The sequence below is a fragment of the Streptococcus sp. 263_SSPC genome, assembly GCF_001071995.1.
GTDB lineage: Bacteria > Bacillota > Bacilli > Lactobacillales > Aerococcaceae > Granulicatella.
Genome location: NZ_JVNU01000046.1, coordinates 1 through 20,610, shown reverse-complemented (window position 1 = coordinate 20,610; position 20,610 = coordinate 1). Strand labels below are relative to the sequence as shown.

Annotated in this window: 21 protein-coding genes, 1 pseudogene and 1 riboswitch; of the genes and pseudogenes, 6 read left to right on the top strand and 16 right to left on the bottom strand. The window is 38.0% G+C overall.

Annotation, left to right across the window (positions count from 1 at the left end; translation table 11 throughout):
* Positions 1 to 4: 4 nt before the first annotated feature.
* On the bottom strand, positions 5 to 910 hold the full coding sequence (murQ, locus tag ADH02_RS06785) for an N-acetylmuramic acid 6-phosphate etherase (RefSeq protein ID WP_048783621.1): 906 nt from the start codon (positions 908 to 910) through the stop codon (positions 5 to 7).
* 142 nt (positions 911 to 1,052) lie between these two features.
* Between murQ (ADH02_RS06785) and ADH02_RS06780 the strand changes: the two genes are divergently transcribed.
* Together ADH02_RS06780 and ADH02_RS06775 are read left to right on the top strand one after the other, a co-directional pair.
* Positions 1,053 to 1,856 (top strand): MurR/RpiR family transcriptional regulator, encoded by an 804-nt coding sequence (locus ADH02_RS06780; RefSeq protein WP_048783619.1) that lies wholly within the window; start codon positions 1,053 to 1,055, stop codon positions 1,854 to 1,856.
* A 132-nt stretch (positions 1,857 to 1,988) separates the two neighbouring features.
* Positions 1,989 to 2,840, top strand: a complete 852-nt coding sequence (locus ADH02_RS06775) for an N-acetylglucosamine kinase (protein WP_048783618.1) — start codon at positions 1,989 to 1,991, stop codon at positions 2,838 to 2,840.
* Between the two features lie 46 nt (positions 2,841 to 2,886).
* On the opposite strand, the gene anmK is transcribed toward ADH02_RS06775, so the two are convergent.
* The 14 genes from anmK to ADH02_RS06705 form a co-directional block, all read right to left on the bottom strand.
* The gene (gene anmK, locus ADH02_RS06770; protein ID WP_048783616.1) at positions 2,887 to 4,029 is read right to left on the bottom strand and encodes an anhydro-N-acetylmuramic acid kinase AnmK; all 1,143 of its coding nucleotides are present in this window, start codon (positions 4,027 to 4,029) and stop codon (positions 2,887 to 2,889) included.
* Complete coding sequence (locus tag ADH02_RS06765) at positions 4,029 to 4,871, bottom strand: MurR/RpiR family transcriptional regulator (protein ID WP_048783615.1); 843 nt, start codon at positions 4,869 to 4,871, stop codon at positions 4,029 to 4,031. Before ADH02_RS06765 ends, anmK begins: the two co-directional genes overlap by 1 nt.
* A gap of 41 nt (positions 4,872 to 4,912) precedes the next feature.
* Complete coding sequence (locus tag ADH02_RS06760) at positions 4,913 to 6,358, bottom strand: glycoside hydrolase family 1 protein (protein ID WP_048783613.1); 1,446 nt, start codon at positions 6,356 to 6,358, stop codon at positions 4,913 to 4,915.
* A gap of 5 nt (positions 6,359 to 6,363) precedes the next feature.
* Complete coding sequence (locus ADH02_RS06755) at positions 6,364 to 7,455, bottom strand: DUF871 domain-containing protein (protein ID WP_048783610.1); 1,092 nt, start codon at positions 7,453 to 7,455, stop codon at positions 6,364 to 6,366.
* 66 nt (positions 7,456 to 7,521) lie between these two features.
* A complete protein-coding gene (locus ADH02_RS06750; protein ID WP_048783609.1) occupies positions 7,522 to 8,859 on the bottom strand; it encodes a PTS sugar transporter subunit IIC in 1,338 nt (445 codons plus the stop codon).
* A gap of 21 nt (positions 8,860 to 8,880) precedes the next feature.
* The gene (locus ADH02_RS06745; protein WP_048783607.1) at positions 8,881 to 9,189 is read right to left on the bottom strand and encodes a PTS sugar transporter subunit IIB; all 309 of its coding nucleotides are present in this window, start codon (positions 9,187 to 9,189) and stop codon (positions 8,881 to 8,883) included.
* A 19-nt stretch (positions 9,190 to 9,208) separates the two neighbouring features.
* Positions 9,209 to 9,571, bottom strand: coding sequence for a hypothetical protein (locus tag ADH02_RS06740; RefSeq protein ID WP_048783605.1), 363 nt, complete (start codon positions 9,569 to 9,571; stop codon positions 9,209 to 9,211).
* A gap of 10 nt (positions 9,572 to 9,581) precedes the next feature.
* On the bottom strand, positions 9,582 to 9,908 hold the full coding sequence (locus tag ADH02_RS06735) for a PTS lactose/cellobiose transporter subunit IIA (protein WP_005607782.1): 327 nt from the start codon (positions 9,906 to 9,908) through the stop codon (positions 9,582 to 9,584).
* Entirely contained in the window at positions 9,908 to 10,822 is a 915-nt protein-coding gene (gene murQ, locus ADH02_RS06730) for an N-acetylmuramic acid 6-phosphate etherase (protein WP_239681748.1), read from the bottom strand. Before murQ (ADH02_RS06730) ends, ADH02_RS06735 begins: the two co-directional genes overlap by 1 nt.
* A gap of 151 nt (positions 10,823 to 10,973) precedes the next feature.
* The gene (locus ADH02_RS06725; protein WP_048783603.1) at positions 10,974 to 11,867 is read right to left on the bottom strand and encodes an alpha/beta hydrolase; all 894 of its coding nucleotides are present in this window, start codon (positions 11,865 to 11,867) and stop codon (positions 10,974 to 10,976) included.
* 19 nt (positions 11,868 to 11,886) lie between these two features.
* Positions 11,887 to 12,669 carry an alpha/beta fold hydrolase gene (locus tag ADH02_RS06720; RefSeq protein WP_048783602.1) on the bottom strand — a complete coding sequence of 261 codons (783 nt, stop codon included), beginning with the start codon at positions 12,667 to 12,669 and terminating at the stop codon, positions 11,887 to 11,889.
* 587 nt (positions 12,670 to 13,256) lie between these two features.
* Positions 13,257 to 13,601, bottom strand: a complete 345-nt coding sequence (locus ADH02_RS06715) for an immunity protein Imm33 domain-containing protein (RefSeq protein WP_048783599.1) — start codon at positions 13,599 to 13,601, stop codon at positions 13,257 to 13,259.
* Positions 13,602 to 13,656: 55 nt separating this feature from the next.
* Positions 13,657 to 13,836 carry a 2-hydroxymuconate tautomerase gene (locus ADH02_RS06710; protein ID WP_005606505.1) on the bottom strand — a complete coding sequence of 60 codons (180 nt, stop codon included), beginning with the start codon at positions 13,834 to 13,836 and terminating at the stop codon, positions 13,657 to 13,659.
* 513 nt (positions 13,837 to 14,349) lie between these two features.
* Positions 14,350 to 14,889: a folate family ECF transporter S component gene (locus tag ADH02_RS06705; protein ID WP_065427028.1), complete on the bottom strand. Its 540-nt coding sequence runs from the start codon at positions 14,887 to 14,889 to the stop codon at positions 14,350 to 14,352.
* A 67-nt stretch (positions 14,890 to 14,956) separates the two neighbouring features.
* Positions 14,957 to 15,054: riboswitch (THF riboswitch) on the bottom strand.
* Between the two features lie 266 nt (positions 15,055 to 15,320).
* Here ADH02_RS06705 and ADH02_RS06700 point away from each other — a divergent pair.
* Positions 15,321 to 16,169: an AraC family transcriptional regulator gene (locus ADH02_RS06700; RefSeq protein ID WP_048783596.1), complete on the top strand. Its 849-nt coding sequence runs from the start codon at positions 15,321 to 15,323 to the stop codon at positions 16,167 to 16,169.
* Entirely contained in the window at positions 16,166 to 16,729 is a 564-nt protein-coding gene (locus tag ADH02_RS06695) for a GNAT family N-acetyltransferase (RefSeq protein WP_048783594.1), read from the top strand. The genes ADH02_RS06700 and ADH02_RS06695 overlap by 4 nt, the downstream gene beginning before the upstream one ends.
* 129 nt (positions 16,730 to 16,858) lie before the next feature.
* Here ADH02_RS06695 and ADH02_RS06690 read toward each other — a convergent pair whose 3' ends face one another.
* On the bottom strand, positions 16,859 to 18,475 hold the full coding sequence (locus ADH02_RS06690; RefSeq protein WP_048783593.1) for a peptide ABC transporter substrate-binding protein: 1,617 nt from the start codon (positions 18,473 to 18,475) through the stop codon (positions 16,859 to 16,861).
* Positions 18,476 to 18,825: 350 nt separating this feature from the next.
* Here ADH02_RS06690 and ADH02_RS06685 point away from each other — a divergent pair, with 350 nt between their 5' ends.
* Together ADH02_RS06685 and ADH02_RS06680 are read left to right on the top strand one after the other, a co-directional pair.
* On the top strand, positions 18,826 to 19,860 hold the full coding sequence (locus ADH02_RS06685) for a hypothetical protein (protein WP_048783591.1): 1,035 nt from the start codon (positions 18,826 to 18,828) through the stop codon (positions 19,858 to 19,860).
* A 110-nt stretch (positions 19,861 to 19,970) separates the two neighbouring features.
* Positions 19,971 to 20,610, top strand: a pseudogene (locus ADH02_RS06680) (transposase); the annotation flags it as partial.

The following is a 20,610-nucleotide window of genomic DNA, read 5'->3' as shown; positions in this document are numbered from 1 at the left end:
TTTATTAAGCCTCCTTATTTTTCATTGCCTTTACAATATTCATTTGATTTTCTTGAAGCAGTTTTTCTGCCTCTTTTGCCGAAATATGATGTATTTGAGAGATAATAGCGACTTTTAAATCAAAATCATTGTCCTCAAGAACACGTCTTGCGTCTTCTGGAGAAAGATCGGTAATCTTTGCAAGAATATTGGTTGCTCGTTGTTTCAACTTCATATTTGTCGGTTGAACATCGACCATATATCCTTTGAAGATTTTTCCTACTTGAATCATCGCAGTCGTCGTTATCATATTGAGAATGATTTTTTGTGCCGTCCCTGCTTTCATTCGAGTAGAGCCTGTAACCACTTCTGGGCCAGTAATCGCTTCGATACCAACTAAAGCGACTTGAGAGATTAAAGCGTTCGGAGAATTGGAAATCGCACCTGTGAAACATCCAACCGTATTCGCATAGGCAAGTCCTGCTGCGACATAAGGAGTGCGTCCACTCGCGCTAATTCCGATGACTACATCCTCTTTGACAAGATCCAAGTCTCTCAACTGTGCTTCGGCTAAGGTTTCATCGTCTTCGGCGCCTTCTATAGCGTTTCGAAGAGCGTAATCTCCACCTGCAATGATTCCCACTACCATCTCGGGTGATACACCGAATGTTGGTGGGCATTCGCTTGCGTCCAGAACACCAAGTCGACCAGAAGTCCCCGCGCCCAGATAGATCAATCGGCCTCCTTTCTCGAATGCTTGTACAACACCTGCTGTAACTTTTTCAATTTCTGGAATGCACTGTTCAATCGCATCAGTGATTTTCCTGTTTTCGTCATTCATATAACGTAAAATCTCACCAATTGACTGTGTTTCGATATCCTTACTTCTGTCATTGACTTGCTCTGTCATTAATTTTGAAATGTCATCCATTTTCTCCACCTCCTCTTAAAAATTCCACTAAAATTCATAATGAAATCGTTTTTCATAAAACTATTATACAGCGTTGTAAATTTTATTTCAATACAGTATAATGAAATCGGAAACAATATTTCTCGAAAAAGGTAGGGATTCTATGAAAAAGTTTTTAACAGCAACAGATAAAAAAATTGAAGAATTTATCGCCAAACACTCTGATGTTGTGCTTTCTTCGAGCATTCATGTATTAGCAGATGAAATTGGGGTTTCGTCTTCTTCTATTAGTAAATATATTAAAAAAATTGGGTTCCGTTCTTATTCTCGCTTCAAGGTGAATTTGGCGCAACAAAATTCACAATCCATCGATGAACAAATCGACAAGGATGACTCCATTAAAACGATTCAATCCAAATTAATTAAGACGGTTACGCGTTCTTATGAAATGACGATTGAACTAATCGACGACGACACACTTGACCGCGTCATTGACTTACTTAAGAACGCGCGTAAAATCTACACTTTTGGGGTTGGCGCTTCAGGGATGGTCTGTAGTGACATTTACTTTAAACTTAGCCGTATCGGTAAAAATATCGTCTACCACACTGACTCTCATATTCAATTAGCTAGTTTGAGTAACGCTACCGAAAAAGACTTAGTGATTGGGGTCAGCTACTCTGCAAACACAAGAGAAGTCACTGCAGCGTTTGATATCGCTAAAAAACGAGGGATTCCAACGGTATCCATTACCGCACAAGGAAACAACAATCTAGATGCTCTTAGCACGTATTGTCTCAAAGTTCCTCGCCATGAAAAATCGATTCGTTCTGCAGCCATTACCAGCCGTAACGACTCACTCTTCTTAGTCGACTTACTCTACTTGGGTCTTCTTCAAAAAGACGAAAGTCGTGAAAACGACATTCTAGAAAGCAGCTACAAGTTGACGCATGAATTGAGAAAATAATATTAAAGTCACTATTTCTCTGTAACTTAGAGCTCCACCCTTTTATGGGTGGTTTTTCTATAGCTTTTTAGGGGACAATCCAAACTGAAACTATTTATCTTAATCAATAATATGTATGAAAGGAGTTTTACTATGAGAATCGGAATTGATGGCGGAGGCACAAAGACAAAAGGAGTTTTATACAAAGATCATGAAATCGTTGATGAATATATTGGAGAGATGGGAAATCCGATTGTAAACTTCGAGCTTGCAGTATCAAATGTAGTACAAGTTATTGAGCACTTACTCTCAAATAACAATCTCCAATATTCAGATATCAACTGTATTTCTATTGGTATGGCAGGAGCAGGGACAGTTGTCGAAAAATTGACCGATGCTTTTAGTAAAAAAATCTTATGTCGTTTCGTAGTTGATTCTGACCTAAAAATGAGTCATATTGCTACATTCAAAAATAACGATGGGAATCTATTCATCGCAGGAACAGGGTCTTCGCTTCTCTCAAGAAAAGACGGAGAATTTATTCAGAAAGGTGGTTGGGGGCACATTCTAGGTGATGAAGGTAGCGGCTACTGGATTGGAAAACAGATCTTAAAAACATATGTTGATTATCTAGATTATGCTGAATCTCCTTTAGATTTCTGTGAATTAGTTCCAATGCTGAAAGAACTCTTCCCTGACAGAAGCACCATTGTACAAACGGTCTATTCAGAACCAAAAACAGAAGTTGCAAAACTTGCTAGCTTTTGCAGCACATATGACGCCAATTACTTTTTACACACTCTCGCTCAACAAGCTGGAAAAGATATCGCAAGAACACTATTATCTTGTAACAATGAAACTATCATTCCTGTCGCTTTTGAAGGAAGTGTCGCTAAGAAAAATTCCACAGTACTGAATAGTTGTATTTCTGCAATTGAGTCTTCTCAAAAACGTTTAAATATTATTCCCTCTAAATCGGCAACGGAAAGTGTCTTTTATTTATAAAAACAAATGCCTATTGTGAAAATTCACAATAGGCATTTTTGTTTTTTTATAAAGTTGGATAGGTAATTTGACCTAATATGACACTCTTCTTTGCGCCAGTGGCAGAAGGAACATTAGATGGTCTTCTATGGTACGTTTGATTCCCTAAAATCACGAATGCCAATGCTTCTTTTGCTTCAGAAGAAAAACCATGTTCTTCTTGTGTAATCACTTGAACTTCTGGCATCTCTTTTTGGATGAGCTCAAGTAGATAAGAATTATAGGCACCTCCGCCACCAACAATGCACTTCTTCAAATCATATGCACCAATCAAATGTTTCTTATAATGATATGCAATCGAATAGGCCGTAAACCACGTTAACGTATGAATAATGTCGTTCGCATCATTAGAGCGATACTTTTCAAGAAGCCCTCTTGTAAAATGTTCTCCAAACATTTCTCTACCCGTGGTTTTCGGAAGATCCATCTTAAAGTAAGGATGCTCTTTTAGTTCTTCTGCCAGTTGCGGTATCATCTTTCCTTGTCGAGCATAAAATCCATCCTTATCATATTTCTCTCCATAGAAAGTTCGAACAGCTTCATCAATCATCATATTCCCTGGACCCGTATCAAAAGCAATGACTTTTTTCTCATCTCCCTTTTTAGGAAGAACAGTCACATTTCCAATACCTCCGATATTCTGCAGCGCCACTGCTTGATGATCTTCACCATATAGTAAAGTCTCACTATAAGGAACTAAAGGTGCTCCTTCCCCACCTACCGCCATATCCATCACGCGGAAGTTTGAAATCACATCTGTTTTACATTCATTCGCAATGATTGCCGCTTCTCCAATTTGTAATGTACTTGGGACATAATCATCATAAGCTTTCGGAATATGGAAAATAGTCTGTCCATGACTTGCGATAAACGACAAATCTTCTAATTGAACATTGGACTCTTTGCAAATACGTTTTACTGCATCCGCGAAAAGATAGCCTAATTCAAAATTCAAAGAACAGATCAGATCCACAGGAATTAATTCTCTGCTACAGCATTTTCTAATTTTTGTTCGTAAACTTTCCGGAATATCTACCGTAATAAAGTTTAATTGTTTTACTTGTGTGGATTCATCGTACCCAGTAATTTCACAAAGGACCGTATCCACACCATCTAAAGATGTTCCAGACATTAACCCTACTGCCAGCATTATTGAACCTCCTTAATGAATTGTCGTGTTCTAACAAGCAAGTCTTTTGTAATATTAAAATCTTTCTTCGCAATTCCGTAATACAGTAAATCGGTAATCGTTAATAAACTATTCCGAGAAGTGATAGAACCTAGACGAATTTCTTTTTCTTCCACTGGAACAAACAATCGGATATCTGACAATGTTGATAAAGTCGATTTTAAGTTATACTTTGTAACTCCTACAACTTTAGCTCCAAGTTTTTTTGCAACTTTGGCAATCGAATTTACGGATTCTGTCTCGCCACTATAACTAATGACAATAACAACATCGCCTTTCTCTAGCTGTGCTACACGTGCCATTAATGTATGCAAATCACGATCGTATATGATTTCTTGATGGATACGTGTCATTTTATGATAGAAATCTAAACAAACAATACTGCTTCCGCCAACTCCTAATAAATAAACTGTTTTTGCTTCATTAATCGATTCAATTGCTTTCTCTAAAGCATGATAATCAAGTAAGGCAAAGGTTTCTTTGATATTCTGAGTTAACATATTTTCTGTTTTTTGAAGTAACATCATCAAGGAATCGCTTGAGTTTAAAAAGGTCTCAATATCACCTTCATCTAAACTATCTTTTTCTTTTGCTAATTCTACTTTAAACGCTGGTAAACCTTTATACCCCATTTTCTTTGAAAATCGAACCCAAGCTGATGCTGATGTTTTTGTCAGCTCCCCCAATTCTTTAGCATTAGAATCTAACACTATTTGTTTATTTTCAAAAATAAATTCAGCTATATTACGTTCTGTTTCCGTAAAAGCATCGATCGAGCTTTTTATTTTATACAGCACACTCATATAACACACTCTCTTCAACCATTAAATAAAACATCATTTCTTTAACCGTTATTTTGTTCTTTATACTTTTGAATGAAGTCTTTATACCAATAGAAACTATCTTTCTTATATCGCTTATAACTTCCATTACCTAGATTATCTGCATCTACGTAGATAACACCATAGCGTTTATCCATTTCACAACTTCCAGCAGATACAATGTCAATGATTCCCCAAGCAATATAAGCTTCAAGTGGAACTCCATCTTCTAGCGCCAATTGGGCTTGCTCATAATAACTCTTCATATAGTCAATTCTATACTCATCATGAACTTCTCCATTTTCAGTCAGTACATCACGTGCGCCTAATCCATTTTCTGATACGATTACCGGCTTCCCATATCGTTCGTACACTTTATGTAATGAAGTTCTTAGCCCAACCGGATCAATTTGCCATCCCCATTCACTGGCTTTCAAATAAGGATTCTTAGTAGAAACTACCAAATTCCCAGCTGTTTTATCTGCTTCTTCCACAGTAATTACAGATGATGTATAGAAAGAAATTGAAACAAAGTCGCAAGTATTCTCTTTTAATAGTTTCTTGTCCTCATCCGTAATGTTTAGAACAATATTTTTGTTTTCAAAGAAGGTTTCTGCATAATATGGATACTCTCCTTTAGACAAAATATCCATGCAGTACCATTGGTTCATTTGCTCTTCAAAAACTAGTTTTAAATTATCTTCCGGTCTACTAGTTAACGGATAATAACAGAAACAAGCAATCATAGATCCAAAACGACCGGGGAGTTTCATTTCTCTAGCTAACTTAATCGTTTTTGCACTTGCAACAAACTGATGGTGTAAAGCTTGGAATACATCAGATAAATCAAACCCATTTTCACCTTTCAACAAACCAACACCATTGAATGGGCTAAAGTACCCTGCGTTAATCTCGTTAAATGGCAACCAATATTCGACTAAGTTCCCCCATCTTTCAAAAACAAAGGTAGCAAAACGCATGAAATGCTCGATACATTCTCTTCCTTTCCACCCACCGTACTGCTCTACCAAATAAATCGGCATTGCATAATGATTGAGAGTCAAAAAGATTTTAATTTTCTTTTCTGTTAAGAGATTAAAAACTCGATCATAATAAGCGACCCCTTCTGGAGAAGGTACTTCTTCTACTCCATTTGGAAAAAGTCTTGCCCAACTAATAGAAAACCGATATAAATCTAACCCTAACTCATCTAGGTATTCAATATCTTCTTCCAAATGTTCAAAACCTTTTGTCCCGTTTCTGAACGGATAATACTTGCCGCTATCCAAGCGTTTAGCTTCTTCAATTTTTTCTTTCGTTAATAATCGTGTTTCTTCTGTTGCGTTCGAAGTTCGTGGTAAATACGCACGGCAATCTTGCGTATCTAACCCTTTCGAGTCTGTGAAACCACCTTCATATTGGCTAGAAGCGGTAGCTCCGCCCCATAATATTCTTTGCTTTTTATCCATTATGTTTATCCTAATCTAAATTTAAATTTTTGCCATGGTTTTAATTCGTCTAAAATAAAGTGTTCAATATCCACTACTTTTCCGACAACATTTGTCTTGCCTGAATTTTTCATATCCTTCAAGGCAATTTGCAATTCTCCAGCATAATGACCGTATTCACTACTTTCGATGATAATATCCCCTCGACGGATCTTATCTGTAGCGTTAAACACTTCAAAACGATGCCCTTTATACTTCACACGACTCTGTGTTGAACGAATAAAGTAGTCATTCTGATCTCCTCTATTAAAGTGGAATTCCTCTAACACAATTTTCTTTTCAATTTCCGGAATTCCCTCCACGAGTTCAACATCAAAAGTTACCAAATCTAAATCAAGTCCTTGTAAAGATTTTAATTCTTCGTCCGTTGGATAGCAGTTAGAAATCAGAATATCATCCACTAATTCCATCGCAATATGGTGTTTAATTTGTACATCTAATGGTAATTCACGATGAAGTTCTAAAGTTGGCAAGCCCTCTGTTGTTGGCCAAGGTCCAAATGCATTTTTATCGCCACAAGTAACAAATGCTGCAGTTTTTAATCCATACTGATTAAATCGTCTCGTACATTCTTTATAGAATTCTAAGTTCAAACCTGAATAGCGGTGTGGGTAAAAATTATGGCAGCCATACAATTTATATTTATTTGGTCTGTAATCCATAATCGTATCTAATGTATGCACGTTATTACTCATGTTGATTTCAATAATTAACCCTTGAGGATTATACGTCATAATTGACTCTTCTAACCCTGAAAAACCTGCATCTAGACGAATTCCATCCGCTCCAATTTCTTTAAAGAAAGATAAATCTTTATACGAAATATTCAGTTCCCCAAACACTCGAGGCGAAACGTCTACAATAACTTCAAATCCAAGCGAGTGTGCATATTCATTAATCTCAGTAAATTCTTTTTTAATTTCTTCTGCTGGTTTATTCACAGATAATAAACACGAAAAAATTCTAGAAAAGCCGAACTCACTTGTTTTTTTTAGATAACTTTTAATTTCAGCTAGAGTGCTTTTTTCAGGATAAATTGATATACCTAATCGTCTCATTCATTTTCTCCTTACTCTTTTATACAGAAAAGCCCTGTTACTAGAACAGGGCTTAGAACTTCATTCTTATTGCTCTTGCTCTTGAGCTAGTAATGATTTGTCGTACATTGCAAAGAATGGATAGTAAATTAAAATTGATAATAAAATTAATACTACGTTTAATACAATGGCTCTCCAGTCACTACCTGTAGCTAGGAATGCTCCAATTGGTCCAGGAAGTGTCCAAGGCGCACTTGCAACCACTTTGTTTACTAAGCCTGTAGACATTGCAATCCAAGTTACTACCCCATTTGCTAATGGTGCTAAAATAAACGGAATGATTAATTGTGGATTTAATACAATCGGTGTACCGAAAATTAAAGGTTCATTGATGTTACATACTGCTGGAATAAATGCTGTCTTACCGAGAGATTTACCATATGCAGATTTTGAACGCCAGATTAGTAAGATAGCTAATCCGATAGTAGCCCCAGAACCACCAATCATTACAAACCATTGATAGAATGGTTCAGCTGCAATATTAGGGATTGCAGAACCGTTCCCAAATGCAGTAGTATTTTCTTCTAACAATACTAACCATAATGGTCGTGCAAGAGATCCGACAATTGACCAACCGTGGATACCAAATGACCAGAAGAATTGTGATAAGAAGATTACTACAATAACAGAGAAGATTGAATCTGTCGCTTGTACTAATGGAGCAACGATACTACCTACAATCTTATGAACATCAATACCGATGAACATTGTAATTGTTGAAACGAATAATAATACGATTACTGTTGGTGTTAAAGCTTCAAAAGAACGCGCAACTGATGCTGGCACTTGTGGTGGCATTGAAATCTTGAATCCGCTCTTTTGAGTGAAGCGATAAACTTCAACCGCAACGAACGCAGATAAGATCCCAATAAACATCCCCGCGGACCCCAGATTACTCATAGGGAGTACAAAACCTGAAGGCAATGAAGCTAAGTAGTTTTTCAAAGGTTCGCTAGTATCCGCTAAAGCTTTTACTTCTGCAGAAGCAGCTGGAATTGCTTTAGGAATGATAGTTAGTAAGTATGCTAATTCTGCTAAGATCCCACCTGATAAACCATCTAGATCATAAGAAGATGCTAGAGAGAAACCAATTCCAAATACCGCATAAAGTGTCATGATGTACATTGACACACGGTAAGGTAATAAGATTTTAGCTTGGTTTGCTTGAATAAATTGAGTAATTCCCCATTCTTTTGGCATTGAGTTTGGAAGAAAGGCAATTACTAAAAACATTGACGCAACGACAATAATTGGTAAAGTTGCAATAATACCATCACGAATCGCTCTTAAATGGCGTTGTTCTGCTAATTTTGCCATCGGTGTCGACAGCTTTGTATCCATAAATTCAGTGATTTTATCAAACATAAAATATCCCCACTTTCCTTATTAAATTTTTAATTCTTCTTTGATTTGTTGAAGCAATTTTGGTCCTCCTAATGGAGTGTATCCTTGTGGCTTAATGAGTAAGCATGGAACGCCTGCTTCATCTGCACTAGCTTTTAACACATCATAACGATGACGAATCTGAGGAGCTACAAGAGAAATTTGATAATCCTCTTTTACTTTCTCAGCAAAAGCTTGTGTTCCACATTCGTCCACCTGAATATCTAACCCTTCCTTAGTTCCTGCTTCTTGTAATGCTTTGGCAACAATTGCGCTTGACATTCCTCCTGAACAAACTAATAAAATTTTCATACCTTTCACCTCCAGTCTCTTATAAAATTACTCCAGTCATTACGATAAAATAATAAATAATTCCGATGACAATACTCCAAATACCACCAACCCACCAAAAGGCTTTAGTAATTCCTTTTTTAGAGTTTACAAAGTATTGAGAAAATGAAACTGAAAAACCTGCGATAAAACCTCCAATAATCACAAAAGGCCATTTAAAATCGATATGAATCAAATCACAAATTGCTGGAATCACAAACATTGACACTACCATTGCGGCAATAATAAGCAATACACTTTTATAACCAAACATCGGAATATCATAATCTGTGGTTCCCATCGCTGTTTTATATTGCTTTTTCTGGTCCGTGTTCTTAACAGTCCATTTTCTAAATTTAGCCATCGTTTTCTCCTTACTCTTTATGCTCTAACTTCCAAAGTCTTTCGTTCATTCGAATTACATTTTCTGCTAGAGTTCTTACTTCTATCGAAGTCATCAGGTGATCTTGAGCATGTACAAAAAGTACAGTAACTTCATTTCTTTCACCTGCAGCTTCTTTTTGAATTAAGTCTGTTTGTACTTGATGGGCTTTATTTAAAAATGTATCTGCCTCTTCAAGTAATTTTCTAGCCTCTTCAAAATTACCTTTTTCAGATTCCTCCATCGCTTCATATACTAAAGCTTTGGCATTTCCTCCGTTACTAATAATTTCGAAAATAATTAATTCCATATCTTGCATTAAACATCACCTCCTAAATATTGGATGGCGCGTTTAATATGTCCATCTCCATTTATAAGAGCTCCTTCAGCAGTCTCTTTATCCACGTTCATGATTTCCATAACAAGTGCTTTCTTTACATTATGGCCACTTGCTTCATAAAGTTGCTCTGCTCTTTCCTCATCGACTCCTGTCAATGTACGAATCATATTTTTGGATCGAACCACTAATTTTTTGTTTGTTGGTTTCACATCCACCATATAATTCTGATAAACTTTTCCAAGTTTAATCATGACACTCGTTGAAATCATATTTAGTATTAACTTTTGGGCTGTTCCTGCTTTCATTCGAGTCGATCCCATAATCGCCTCTGCACCAGTCACTGCCTCAATTGGATAATCCGCAACTTCTGAAATTTCTGCATTTTTCACACAAGAAATGGTTCCGGTCAATGCACCAACTTGTCGTGCATATCGTAATCCACCCAGTACATAAGGAGTTCTACCACTAGCGGCTAAACCGATGACAGTATCTTTTTCAGACAGGTGATAATAGGCCAAGTCTTTCGCCGCAAGTTCGAGTGAGTCTTCTGCCCCTTCCTGAGCGGTAAACATAGCGTTATCTCCACCAGCCATAACCCCAACAACTAGTCCTTTATCGACTCCGTATGTTGGCGGGCATTCAGCAGCATCTAATACTCCTAATCTTCCCGACGTTCCAGCACCAATATAAAACAGACGTCCACCGACTTTCATTCGAGTTACAATCTGCTCAACTAGGTTTGAGATGTCCCCTATACTCTCTTCAACGATTGAAGCAACCGTCTTATCCTCATTATTAATTTTTCGTAGGATCTCTTCCGTTGATACAGCATCGATATCTATGGTTCGGTGATTATTTTTTTCAGTATCTAACTTAATTAAATCTATCATCATCCCACTTCCTTCTGACATTAGTTTATCATAAAAGCGCTATCATTGAAATAGGGTTTTAATATTTATTTCACATTTTTAAAAAATAATTTCATTATTTTGTGTTAATCAATCTCAATGAACACAAAAACTCGAAGCAAATTTGCTTCGAGTTTTATTTTTTCATCGTTTCTTTTACAAACTGCAGTTGGTCCGCGTTGCACTCTTGCCCCACTTTATTTTTCAGATTCAAATGGAAGACATGTCCTTGTGGTTTCTTTTTCTCTCCATATTCCTTAAAGACAACTTCCACGCCCTTCTTCTCCAACACTTCCTTCAGGTGATACGAATGCTTTCGTAAGAAGTCTCCATTACTCGTTGTTAGATGAACAGGCGGAAAGTTTGAAGTTATATACTGCGCCGGGCTCATTTGCTTCACTGCTTCAACAGTTGGTTTTGCTCCAAGTAAATCCGTTAAAAATGGCGTCAACGCGCGCCCTTGTTTCTTCCATTCGGCTTCCATATCAAATACGCCACAGTTTAACAGCAAGCCTTTTGGAACGAATTTTGCATCTACTTTAATCCCAGGGAAACTGTTCGCATAAGCTTCGTTCAACTGAACAGCCGTATACGCCGTCGCTAAATGCGCTCCTGCAGAATCCCCCACAAAGAACAGGTTAGAAAGATCCAAACCATAATCTTCTGCATGGTCTACAACCCACTCCACCATAGCCCCGACATCTTCTAAAGGTGCTGGGAAAGTGTGCTTCGGCGCAAGTCGGTAGCTAGCATTCACTACCGCAAATCCTTGAGTCGCTAAATACATACAATACGGAGCGTATACTTTCTTATCTCCATATACCCAAGCACCACCGTGGATATTCAGAAGTACTGGCAATTTGACTTCCGCATCTTTTGAACGATAGAGATCCAGCAAATGCCACTTGTCACAGGATCCGTAAGATATATTTTCAACAGTCTTTACATTCGTCGGTGGAGCCCAACCCAAGTCTCGTTTTAAGTCCCCAATCGCAAATAACGTACGGACAATATGACTGGTAAGTGACATCGCTAAACCTCCTTTCCTGTTAACGTTTCTCGTTTCTTTCTAAAAATGGTGTTACTAATTCCATCCACTCCACGGGAAGATAAGTAGACAAATATCCATGATTATATCCCTTTGCTTCATACAAAGTACAATTGGGATGCATTTGTTGAAATAGTTTTGCCGATTCCTTCACGCACTTCATTTCCTTTTCTCCATAAATATAGAGAACCTCTGCTGACCTATCTGAAATCGCTGGTTTCAATTGATAACTGGCCATATAGGTGTTATAAATCGTTATTAATGTTTTCATCGGTAACCGTGGCATATCTTCCAAATAGTAGTTTTCTAATTCTTCCGGATAAGCCATCTTAGGATACATCTTTCTCATGAGTTTTAATTGCATTTTACATGCAGACTTACCGAACATCAACTTCCCAAAACATTTTACAAAGGCGATGCTAATTTTCGCTAGTTTAGGCTGTGGTATACATAGACTTCCGTCAATAATGGCTTTGTCAGCTATATGAGCATCTATCGAAAGTAGCTCCATAACAATTTGTCCACCAAGAGAGACACCACCTAGAGCAAATACATGTCCATCACATCGGTCTTTTATATACTCTAGAATTTCCTGTGCAGATTGCTCCGTGGATACATACTCCTTTTGGAACTCTTCTCCGTGTCCATCTAAAACTGGTAAAATCACATGGTATTTATTTGATAGAAGACGCGCTTGTCGCAAATAATTCCACCATGAATTCCCTCCACCATGAATCAATACAATATGAGGATTATGATTATCTCCAATTTCATGAAATCTCATCAAAAAGCTCCCTTTCCACTACCATTTCTTTTACTATTGTACCCCAGGCGTTCAAAAAACACATCATGATTCTTTTCAACAAAAGTTTTTCTAGATTTCATAGTGTATATCTCTGGATTAGGATAGTAGCACTTCGCGACCTCCCCATTAGTACACTTAATAATCCAATTTCATACAGTTTTTGCACAAGGAATTTTGTATTTTCTTGCGATGGCTATTAAATACGTTTTAGATTCTAAAAACTCTTAAACTACCTTTTCTTTAAATTCATTTGTATAAGCGTTAAATCCATCTCGGTCTTCAAATGCAGAAGGCCCATGTGTTTTATAATTCAAAAAATACATATTAAATCTTGCTGGTGCCGTTCTTAAACATATTCACTACGCAACTCACGAAAAGACACACTATATAAAAACAATTATATTGTGGTAGGTTTTTTGGCCAACTTAAAAATGCCCCTCTAAAGTAGTTTACCTTTTAGTATCTACTTTAGAGGGAGCATATCAGATTAAGCAACAATTAGTTGCTTAATCCCTGTCTAAAACTCTTCATCAACACTATTTGATAAAGAACCTTTTAATTGATGCTTATTTTGCTGAAGATAAAATTTCTTCTATCGTAGTTTCTCTCTCTTGGACTAAATCGTAAAAGCCCACATGAACACCCTCTTCATATAGCCAACATAAATCTGTCCCATATGGCGCTTCGAAAATCTCTAGCATCACTGGAGCAATCTCATAAATGGAATCAGCTCCTAGAACTTTGAAATTGGCTGCATCTGAAAGATATTCTTCATCATCTTCAATGGATAAAAGATTCCATCCATTCAATGGTGGGGTTATAGATTGATCACGAAAAGTATATCGAATTGGCTTGCCCTCAAGAATATTATTCGAAACAATAAAACCACCAAAATCACTATTATTAATCATTGTACTCCTCCATTCAATTAGGGATTAACAACATTGATGTAAAAAAACAAGTTAATTAACCTCTTAATTTGCCGTTTTGGCCAAGGTTTTCTGCTTTAATTTCTTGAATAATGATGTGAATGTGTTCTGTTGGCGCACCAGTGTGTTTAGAAACCACTTCTGTCACTTCTTTGACAAGGGCTTCTTTTTGTTCACGGCTTCTTCCTTCGATCATTTCAACATGAATAAATGGCATGGTTGTGCCTCCCTTCGATTCTAACTAGTTTATATAGTTGTTCTTTGGTTTTATTTTACTCCTAAATGGGTAGGAATGCTAGGTGGGGTGCTGAAAAGGACTCACACCCTGTGGAGTTGAACTCGGGCTCACAGGACTGCAAAACTTCGCACTGTGAAGTTTTGCTTCCTAGAATAGCCGCATAAGTCACTTGCGCTCGGGTGCATCGCCATATTTATACGCAACCGCTTCGACGCAGTGGTTTATTGACATTCTTTTCATCACTCATGATTCAAGAATGTCTAATAAACTTTGCGAGAAATCATTCACAGTGTGAAAGATTTGGAATTCAATAAAAGCAGAATGACTTCACACTGTGAAATCATTCTTGGCTTCTGTCTTTCTGCCTCACATCCTGTTTTTAGTCGGGTTCGGCTTCGCAGAAATGGCGTGCGTTTCCCCAAACGTACGCACGACTCGTACCGACTCCTTTGCGTCGTTCGGGTCCAACGTTCCATTTCTGAGCGCGAAGCCTCACACCCTGTATTTTTCTATTAAGGTTTTCATGGTTTTGTTTGAAAAGAGCACGGTTAGGATGACGGTATTCAATGGGAGCGAGATCATATTTTTCAGGATTCGCAGTGGCATGAAGGCTGCGAAGGCTTTCCCTGTCATCATATACACCCAGATTGAATTCAAGCCGAGGTTACAGAAGATGGTGACGAGTAATACTGCGAGTCCGATTTGTTCCCATCTGAGTGGTCTCTTATATAAGAAGTATCCGTAGATGAGTCCTCCGACAAGAGCTGTGAAGGTGTATCCGATGAAGAATTGTCCACTCTCTCCGCGGAAGAAGTTTCCGAGGATATCGACTAGAATTCCCACAAGTGCTGCACGCCACGGTCCAAGCATCACCCCTGCGATGGCTGCTCCGATAAACCCAAATCCGATTTGTACGTAGAGGCCGAATTTAATTGTCGGCAGCATTTCCATGACAAGACGAATGGCTACGACCATCGCCATCACTGTAATATCCAGTGTTCTTTTTCGATTGTATTTCTTTGTATTTTCCATATTAGCATCTCCTTTACTTGTAAAGAGTTGCTCCATTTAACTACTTCTATTTCTAGTGTTGTTTAAATGCAGCGAATGCGACTAAATTACCGCAATGTTTCCATTTTCGTCCCAGTGGCAACATTCCATCCGCCGGGCACTTAACGCAATAAAGTCTACTCTGATTTTAGGTTCTAGAAAATTTAGTTCCTACTTTCCATGAATCTCCTTTCTTACTCTTGGTTAGAATACCTGTCCTTTCTTGTTGCGTCAAGCAAACATGATTTTTCTTCGTTTAAACCGTCCAAACCTGAATGAAAACTTGCTTCCAATTATTTTCATAACTTTTATTAAATATTTCACTTAAAATTTATATAATGTTTAAGATTGATACCGTTTTCCCCAACGTGTATAATATTATTAACTCTCTTTACAAATAGAAAGGTTAGACAATGAGCAATGAACGTTATTTAATGATGGAATCCGATATTAAGAGCTTATCGTTTCAATTGGAATCTATCACAAAATCTAAATATGACAGCGACTGGCATAGTACGCTCCATACGCACCCTTTTACGGAATTATTTTACGTTGTAGACGGAAAAGGCGAGTTTAATATTCAAGGCCAACGTTTTCCTGTAAAACCAAACGACTTTGTCATTATCAATCCGCAAGTAGAACATACAGAATTATCCTCTCCAGATGAACCGCTGGAATATATTGTGCTAGGAATTAATGGGCTCTCCTTCTCAAACTTAACGCCCGTCTCGGAAGGTGGACATCCATTTTCATTCTTCAACTTGCGAGATGAGCAAAAAGACATCTTGCGTTATTTGAATGCGATGGTACAAGAGGCCACTTCCCAATCGATGAGCTACGAATTAGTGTGTCATAACTTATTAGAAATCTTATTAATCAAAATCTTACGTCACCAACACTTCGATCTTGAAGTCGGCAAACAAAGCAAGGCGACAAAGGATATTTCGTTTATCAAGCACTACTTAGAAACGTACTATCACGAAAGTATACAGCTAGAAGACCTCGCTTCGATGACGCACTTGAGCCGTTTCTATATTTCACACAGCTTTAAGAAAGAAATCGGCATGTCTCCGATGGAATATTTGATTGCCATCCGGATTAAAGAAAGCAAGATTTTACTACGAACAACGAATTACTCGATTTCTCAAGTGGCGGATATTGTTGGATTTACCACTCCAACGTATTTTTCAAAACAATTCCGTAAGAGTACAGGGATTTCGCCAACCGATTATCGGGAACAATATCAAGGAGTTCAGAAATGATTCGACAACCTAAGCGAGATGAACGACGACAAATCATCCCTCTGATTGAACTGATTATGCAAGATATGGAACTGCCAATCTTGGAACATACGAGCCCGGAAATGCTCTACGCGATGCTAGAAGAAGCCATGCTCGACGATCAGTTTCGCTACGGACTTAAGAACACCCTCGTCTATATTCATGAAGGAAAAATCGCAGGGGCCATCTTTGGCTACCACGGACACTTAGAAGACGCGATTGACGACCCGTTCCACCGATTGTACGAGGATTACAATACCCCGCATCAAATTCCGCTCTACGAGGATAAGGAAACGATGCCTGGTGAATGGTACATCGATATATTAGCGGTCTATCCCGAATATCGTCGTCTTGGAATCGGCCGTAAATTATTGGTCGAAGTAGAAAACTTAGCACGCCAACAAGGGGCCACAAAAATCGCCCTCAACTGCGAGAAGGACAATACGAAGGCCTATCAATTATACGAAAAACTAGGCTACACGCCTGAGAGTGAACGCATCTTAAGCGGTCATCCGTATTACCATATGACGAAAACTTTATAAAAAATCCCACTTTGGACAAAATCGTTCAAAGAGAGAATTGTTAAAATGTAACTTATATGTTACATTTTGCTTTTTTACAAAACGAAAAAGAGACTCGAAATTTCGAGTCTCTTATTTTTGCTTCTATGATTATTTTACAGAGGCTTGACGGAGGTTGATTGTACGTCCGAATGGAAGTACTTCGAATCCGTCTACGTTTTCAGCAAGTAAGTAGCTTTGGCTTGCTTGGTAGATTGGAGCGATAGCCACATCATCCATCACGATTTTTTCAGCCGCAATCATTTGTTTGTAACGTTCTGCTGGCTTCGTTGCGTATGTTGTTTTCACTTCAGCAACTGCTTTATCGTAGGCTTCGCTTGAGTAGTTCCCGAAGTTGATTCCTCCACCTGTTACGTATTGTTCTAAGAAGTTTACTGGATCTTGATAGTCAGGTGCCCATGTTCCGAAGAAGAAGTCGAAATCATCTGCACGTTGTAATTCAAGACGGTTTTTCAATGGCACTGATTTAATGTTCAATGTCACGCCTGGTAAGTTCTTTTGGATTTGCGCTTGTAAATATTCGCCAACCACTTTCGCACTACCTGCATCTGACGTTAATAAGGTCACTTCGATTGTGTCCATCCCTAATTCTTGTTTAGCAAGAGCTAATTCTTTTTGCGCTTCTTCGACATTGTAGGTGAGTAAGTCGCCACGGTCTTCCACATAATCTTTCCCCGTTTCTGGGTTTTCAGCAAATCCCTTTGGAACAAGACCATTTGAAACGATTGAGCCGTCTTTTAACACGTTGTTTACAAGAGCCGCTTTATCGTAAGCCATCGCAATCGCACGACGGAAGTGTTTGTTTCCTGTGATTTTGCGTTCTACGTTGAAATTCATGTACCCCATTGTTGCTTTTGGAATAGCGTGATACGTTGGTTGCGTTTTATATTGATCGACGAATTGTTCGCTGATTGTTGTGTATTGGACTTGTTTTCCGTCAAATAATTGAACAGAAGTCGCTACTTCTTTCGATACATTCACAGTAACGTTTTGTAATTGAACGTTTGCTGCATCCCAGTAACCGTCGTTCTTCACAAGTTTCCAAGAAAGTTCAGAACCTGTCCATCCTTCTAATTTGAACGGTCCGTTTGTCACGATTGAATCTGCTGAAGAACCGTATCCTTCGCCTTTTTCTTTCGCCACTTTTTCAGATTGTGGTAAGAAACGTGACCCTGTTAATAATTTTGGTAAATATGGAGCAGGATTTTCAAGCGTGATTTCTAATGTTTTATCATCAATCGCTTTAACCCCTAATTCTTCTGTCGATAATTCGCCTGAACGAATTTTCTTCGCGTTTTTGAACACATCAGCCGATTGCGCCACGTGTCCTTCTTTAGGGTCTACTAATTTACGGTAAGTGTACACGAAGTCGCCTGCTGTTACAGGAGTTCCGTCAGACCATTTTGCATCACGTAATTTAAACGTATATACAAGGCCGTCCGCACTCACAGTTGGCTCTTCTGCTGCCATTCCTAATTCAACTTTATTGTCTTTAGTGACACGATATAATCCTTCAAAAATTTGCCCTAACATATCTGAGCTCGGTACATCATCGTAGTCCGCGCTATCTAATGTTGCTAATTCTCCAAATGTTGTAATCGTTAAACTTTGTTGATTACTTGATGTCGATGTTGAATTGCCACCACATGCAGCCAAACCTAACGAAATAAGTAGTGTCGTCATTAATAATTTGGTTGATTTTTTCATAACAATTCTCCTTTATTGGTTAATCCATCGCCTTTGCGATAGGTCCATCATAGCATGGATAACCTAACCACCAAAATTTAATGCCTAGGATGTGAGACATCGCGCCCAGAAATGGAACGTTGGACTCGAACGCCGGAAGGAACGTGAAACGTTCTGCAAAATCCTTCACAGTGCGAAGGATTTGGGTGTGGGCATTACAATTTGCATAAAAGTATAAATACCATAAAACATTGCCATATACATTCTTTACAGTTTTGACTTTTAACTCGAGTACTCAACACCAACTCCTCCCTTGCCTTTCCCACCCATCTCCATTACCATAGAACTAACAAGAAAAAGGAGTTTTCCATATGCACAAAAATCCCGTTCGTGGTTATAATAAACGTTTTTATCCCGGGGTGGCCTTAATCGTGGCGGCTATGCTTTGCCTTGTTTTTGCATTAACAAGACTAAACGTTCCATTATTACAACTACAAAATAAATATTTTAACCTCAATGATATCGTAAAAAATGAAGATTCCATCGTAAAGGTCACTGGTATTGATAAGCAACCTGTTCAATACTCGGACTTTGGTAAATGGTCACTGTATATCGTCTCTTATTTAGAAAAAGATTCTCATGGAAACGAAACGACACAGTACATCGGCTTGGAACTAGATAAAGACACTGCACAACAATTAATTGATAAGAAAAACACCTTAAGAGATCATCCTGAAAAAGTTGCGGGTACTTTTGTTGAGCCAGAATTCCACGATAAGAAAGTGATGGATTATAGATCTCATACCGAAGATGCGATGAAAAAATACATCAAGTTCCCAATTTCACGTCGTTATCAAAACTATGTATCGATCAAACCTGGAAAGGATACACAAAAACTCTTCCTAATTCTCTCCCTTATCCTCTTCATCCCAGGGCTAGCACTCGTGTATTCAGCTGAAAAACTTCATAAATTTGCGACGTACTACAACAGTCTATTTGCAGGATATGAGAACACCGAAGCGTTAGTGGCGAGTCATCCAGAGTTGAAAGGCAAACGTTTATCTACATTATTGAATAAAGTCGATTATATCGATGATAAATTAGGTGTGTACATCTATAAAAACTTCTTCTGCTCCACTGTAAAAGGCTTAGAAATTTATGATCTAAACAAAACGAAGGGCGTACACCACTTTGAAAAAACATTTTACCCTGAAGAAGGCGGCAGATTCATGAAGTCGTACCTTGTGTTCGCAACAAGTGATCCAGAAGCCGTGATTCGAAGTACAAAGATTCAAATTAAAAATATCGGCGAAGAGACCGATGCACATCTACAGCCATTCTTTGACAAATTGCGTCAAGATTTCCCAGCTATTGAGATTGAGGCTAAAAAAGAAAGTAAGAGATAAGGAGTCCGGTAGGATTCCTTATTTTTTTTAGCAAAAAAAATACCATATATGGACATGTGTAGTGCACCCCAAAAGTTAGACAGAAAATCTAACTTTCGGGGTGCTTTTTTATGAAATTAACTTATGAGGATAAAGCTCAAATTTATGAACTCAGAAAACAAGGAGTTAGCTACGCACGACTTGCAGATACGTTCGGTATAAATGCGAGAAATCTTGTCTATATGATTAAATTGATTGATCGTTATGGTTTAGAGATAGTAAAAAGAGGGAAGAAAATTTATTATCCTCCAGAAATAAAACAAGAAATGATTGATAAAGTCTTACATGAAGGTTTGAGTATAGAAAGAGTCTCTCTTGAATACGGTCTTCCAGGTTGTGCGATGCTTTATAACTGGCTCGCACAATACAAGAAAAATAAGTATACTATTGTTGAGAAAACAAGAGGGAGAGTACCTGAAATGGGACGTAAGCCAAAGAAAAAACCAGAAGAGATGACAGAACTAGAACGCCTTCAGGCTGAAAATGAGTATTTAAGAGCGGAGAATGCCATTCTAAAAAAGTTGAGAGAACTCCGCTTGAAGGAGGAAAAAGAGAAAGAAGAAAGACGCAGATTGTCAGAGAGTTAGTGTCAGAGTTTCCTTTAGATATTCTTCTAAAGATTATTAAACTTGCTCGTTCAACTTACTACTATCACTTAAAGCAGCTAAACCTAGAAGATAAGAATCAGGCCGTAAAAAACGAAATAGAAAC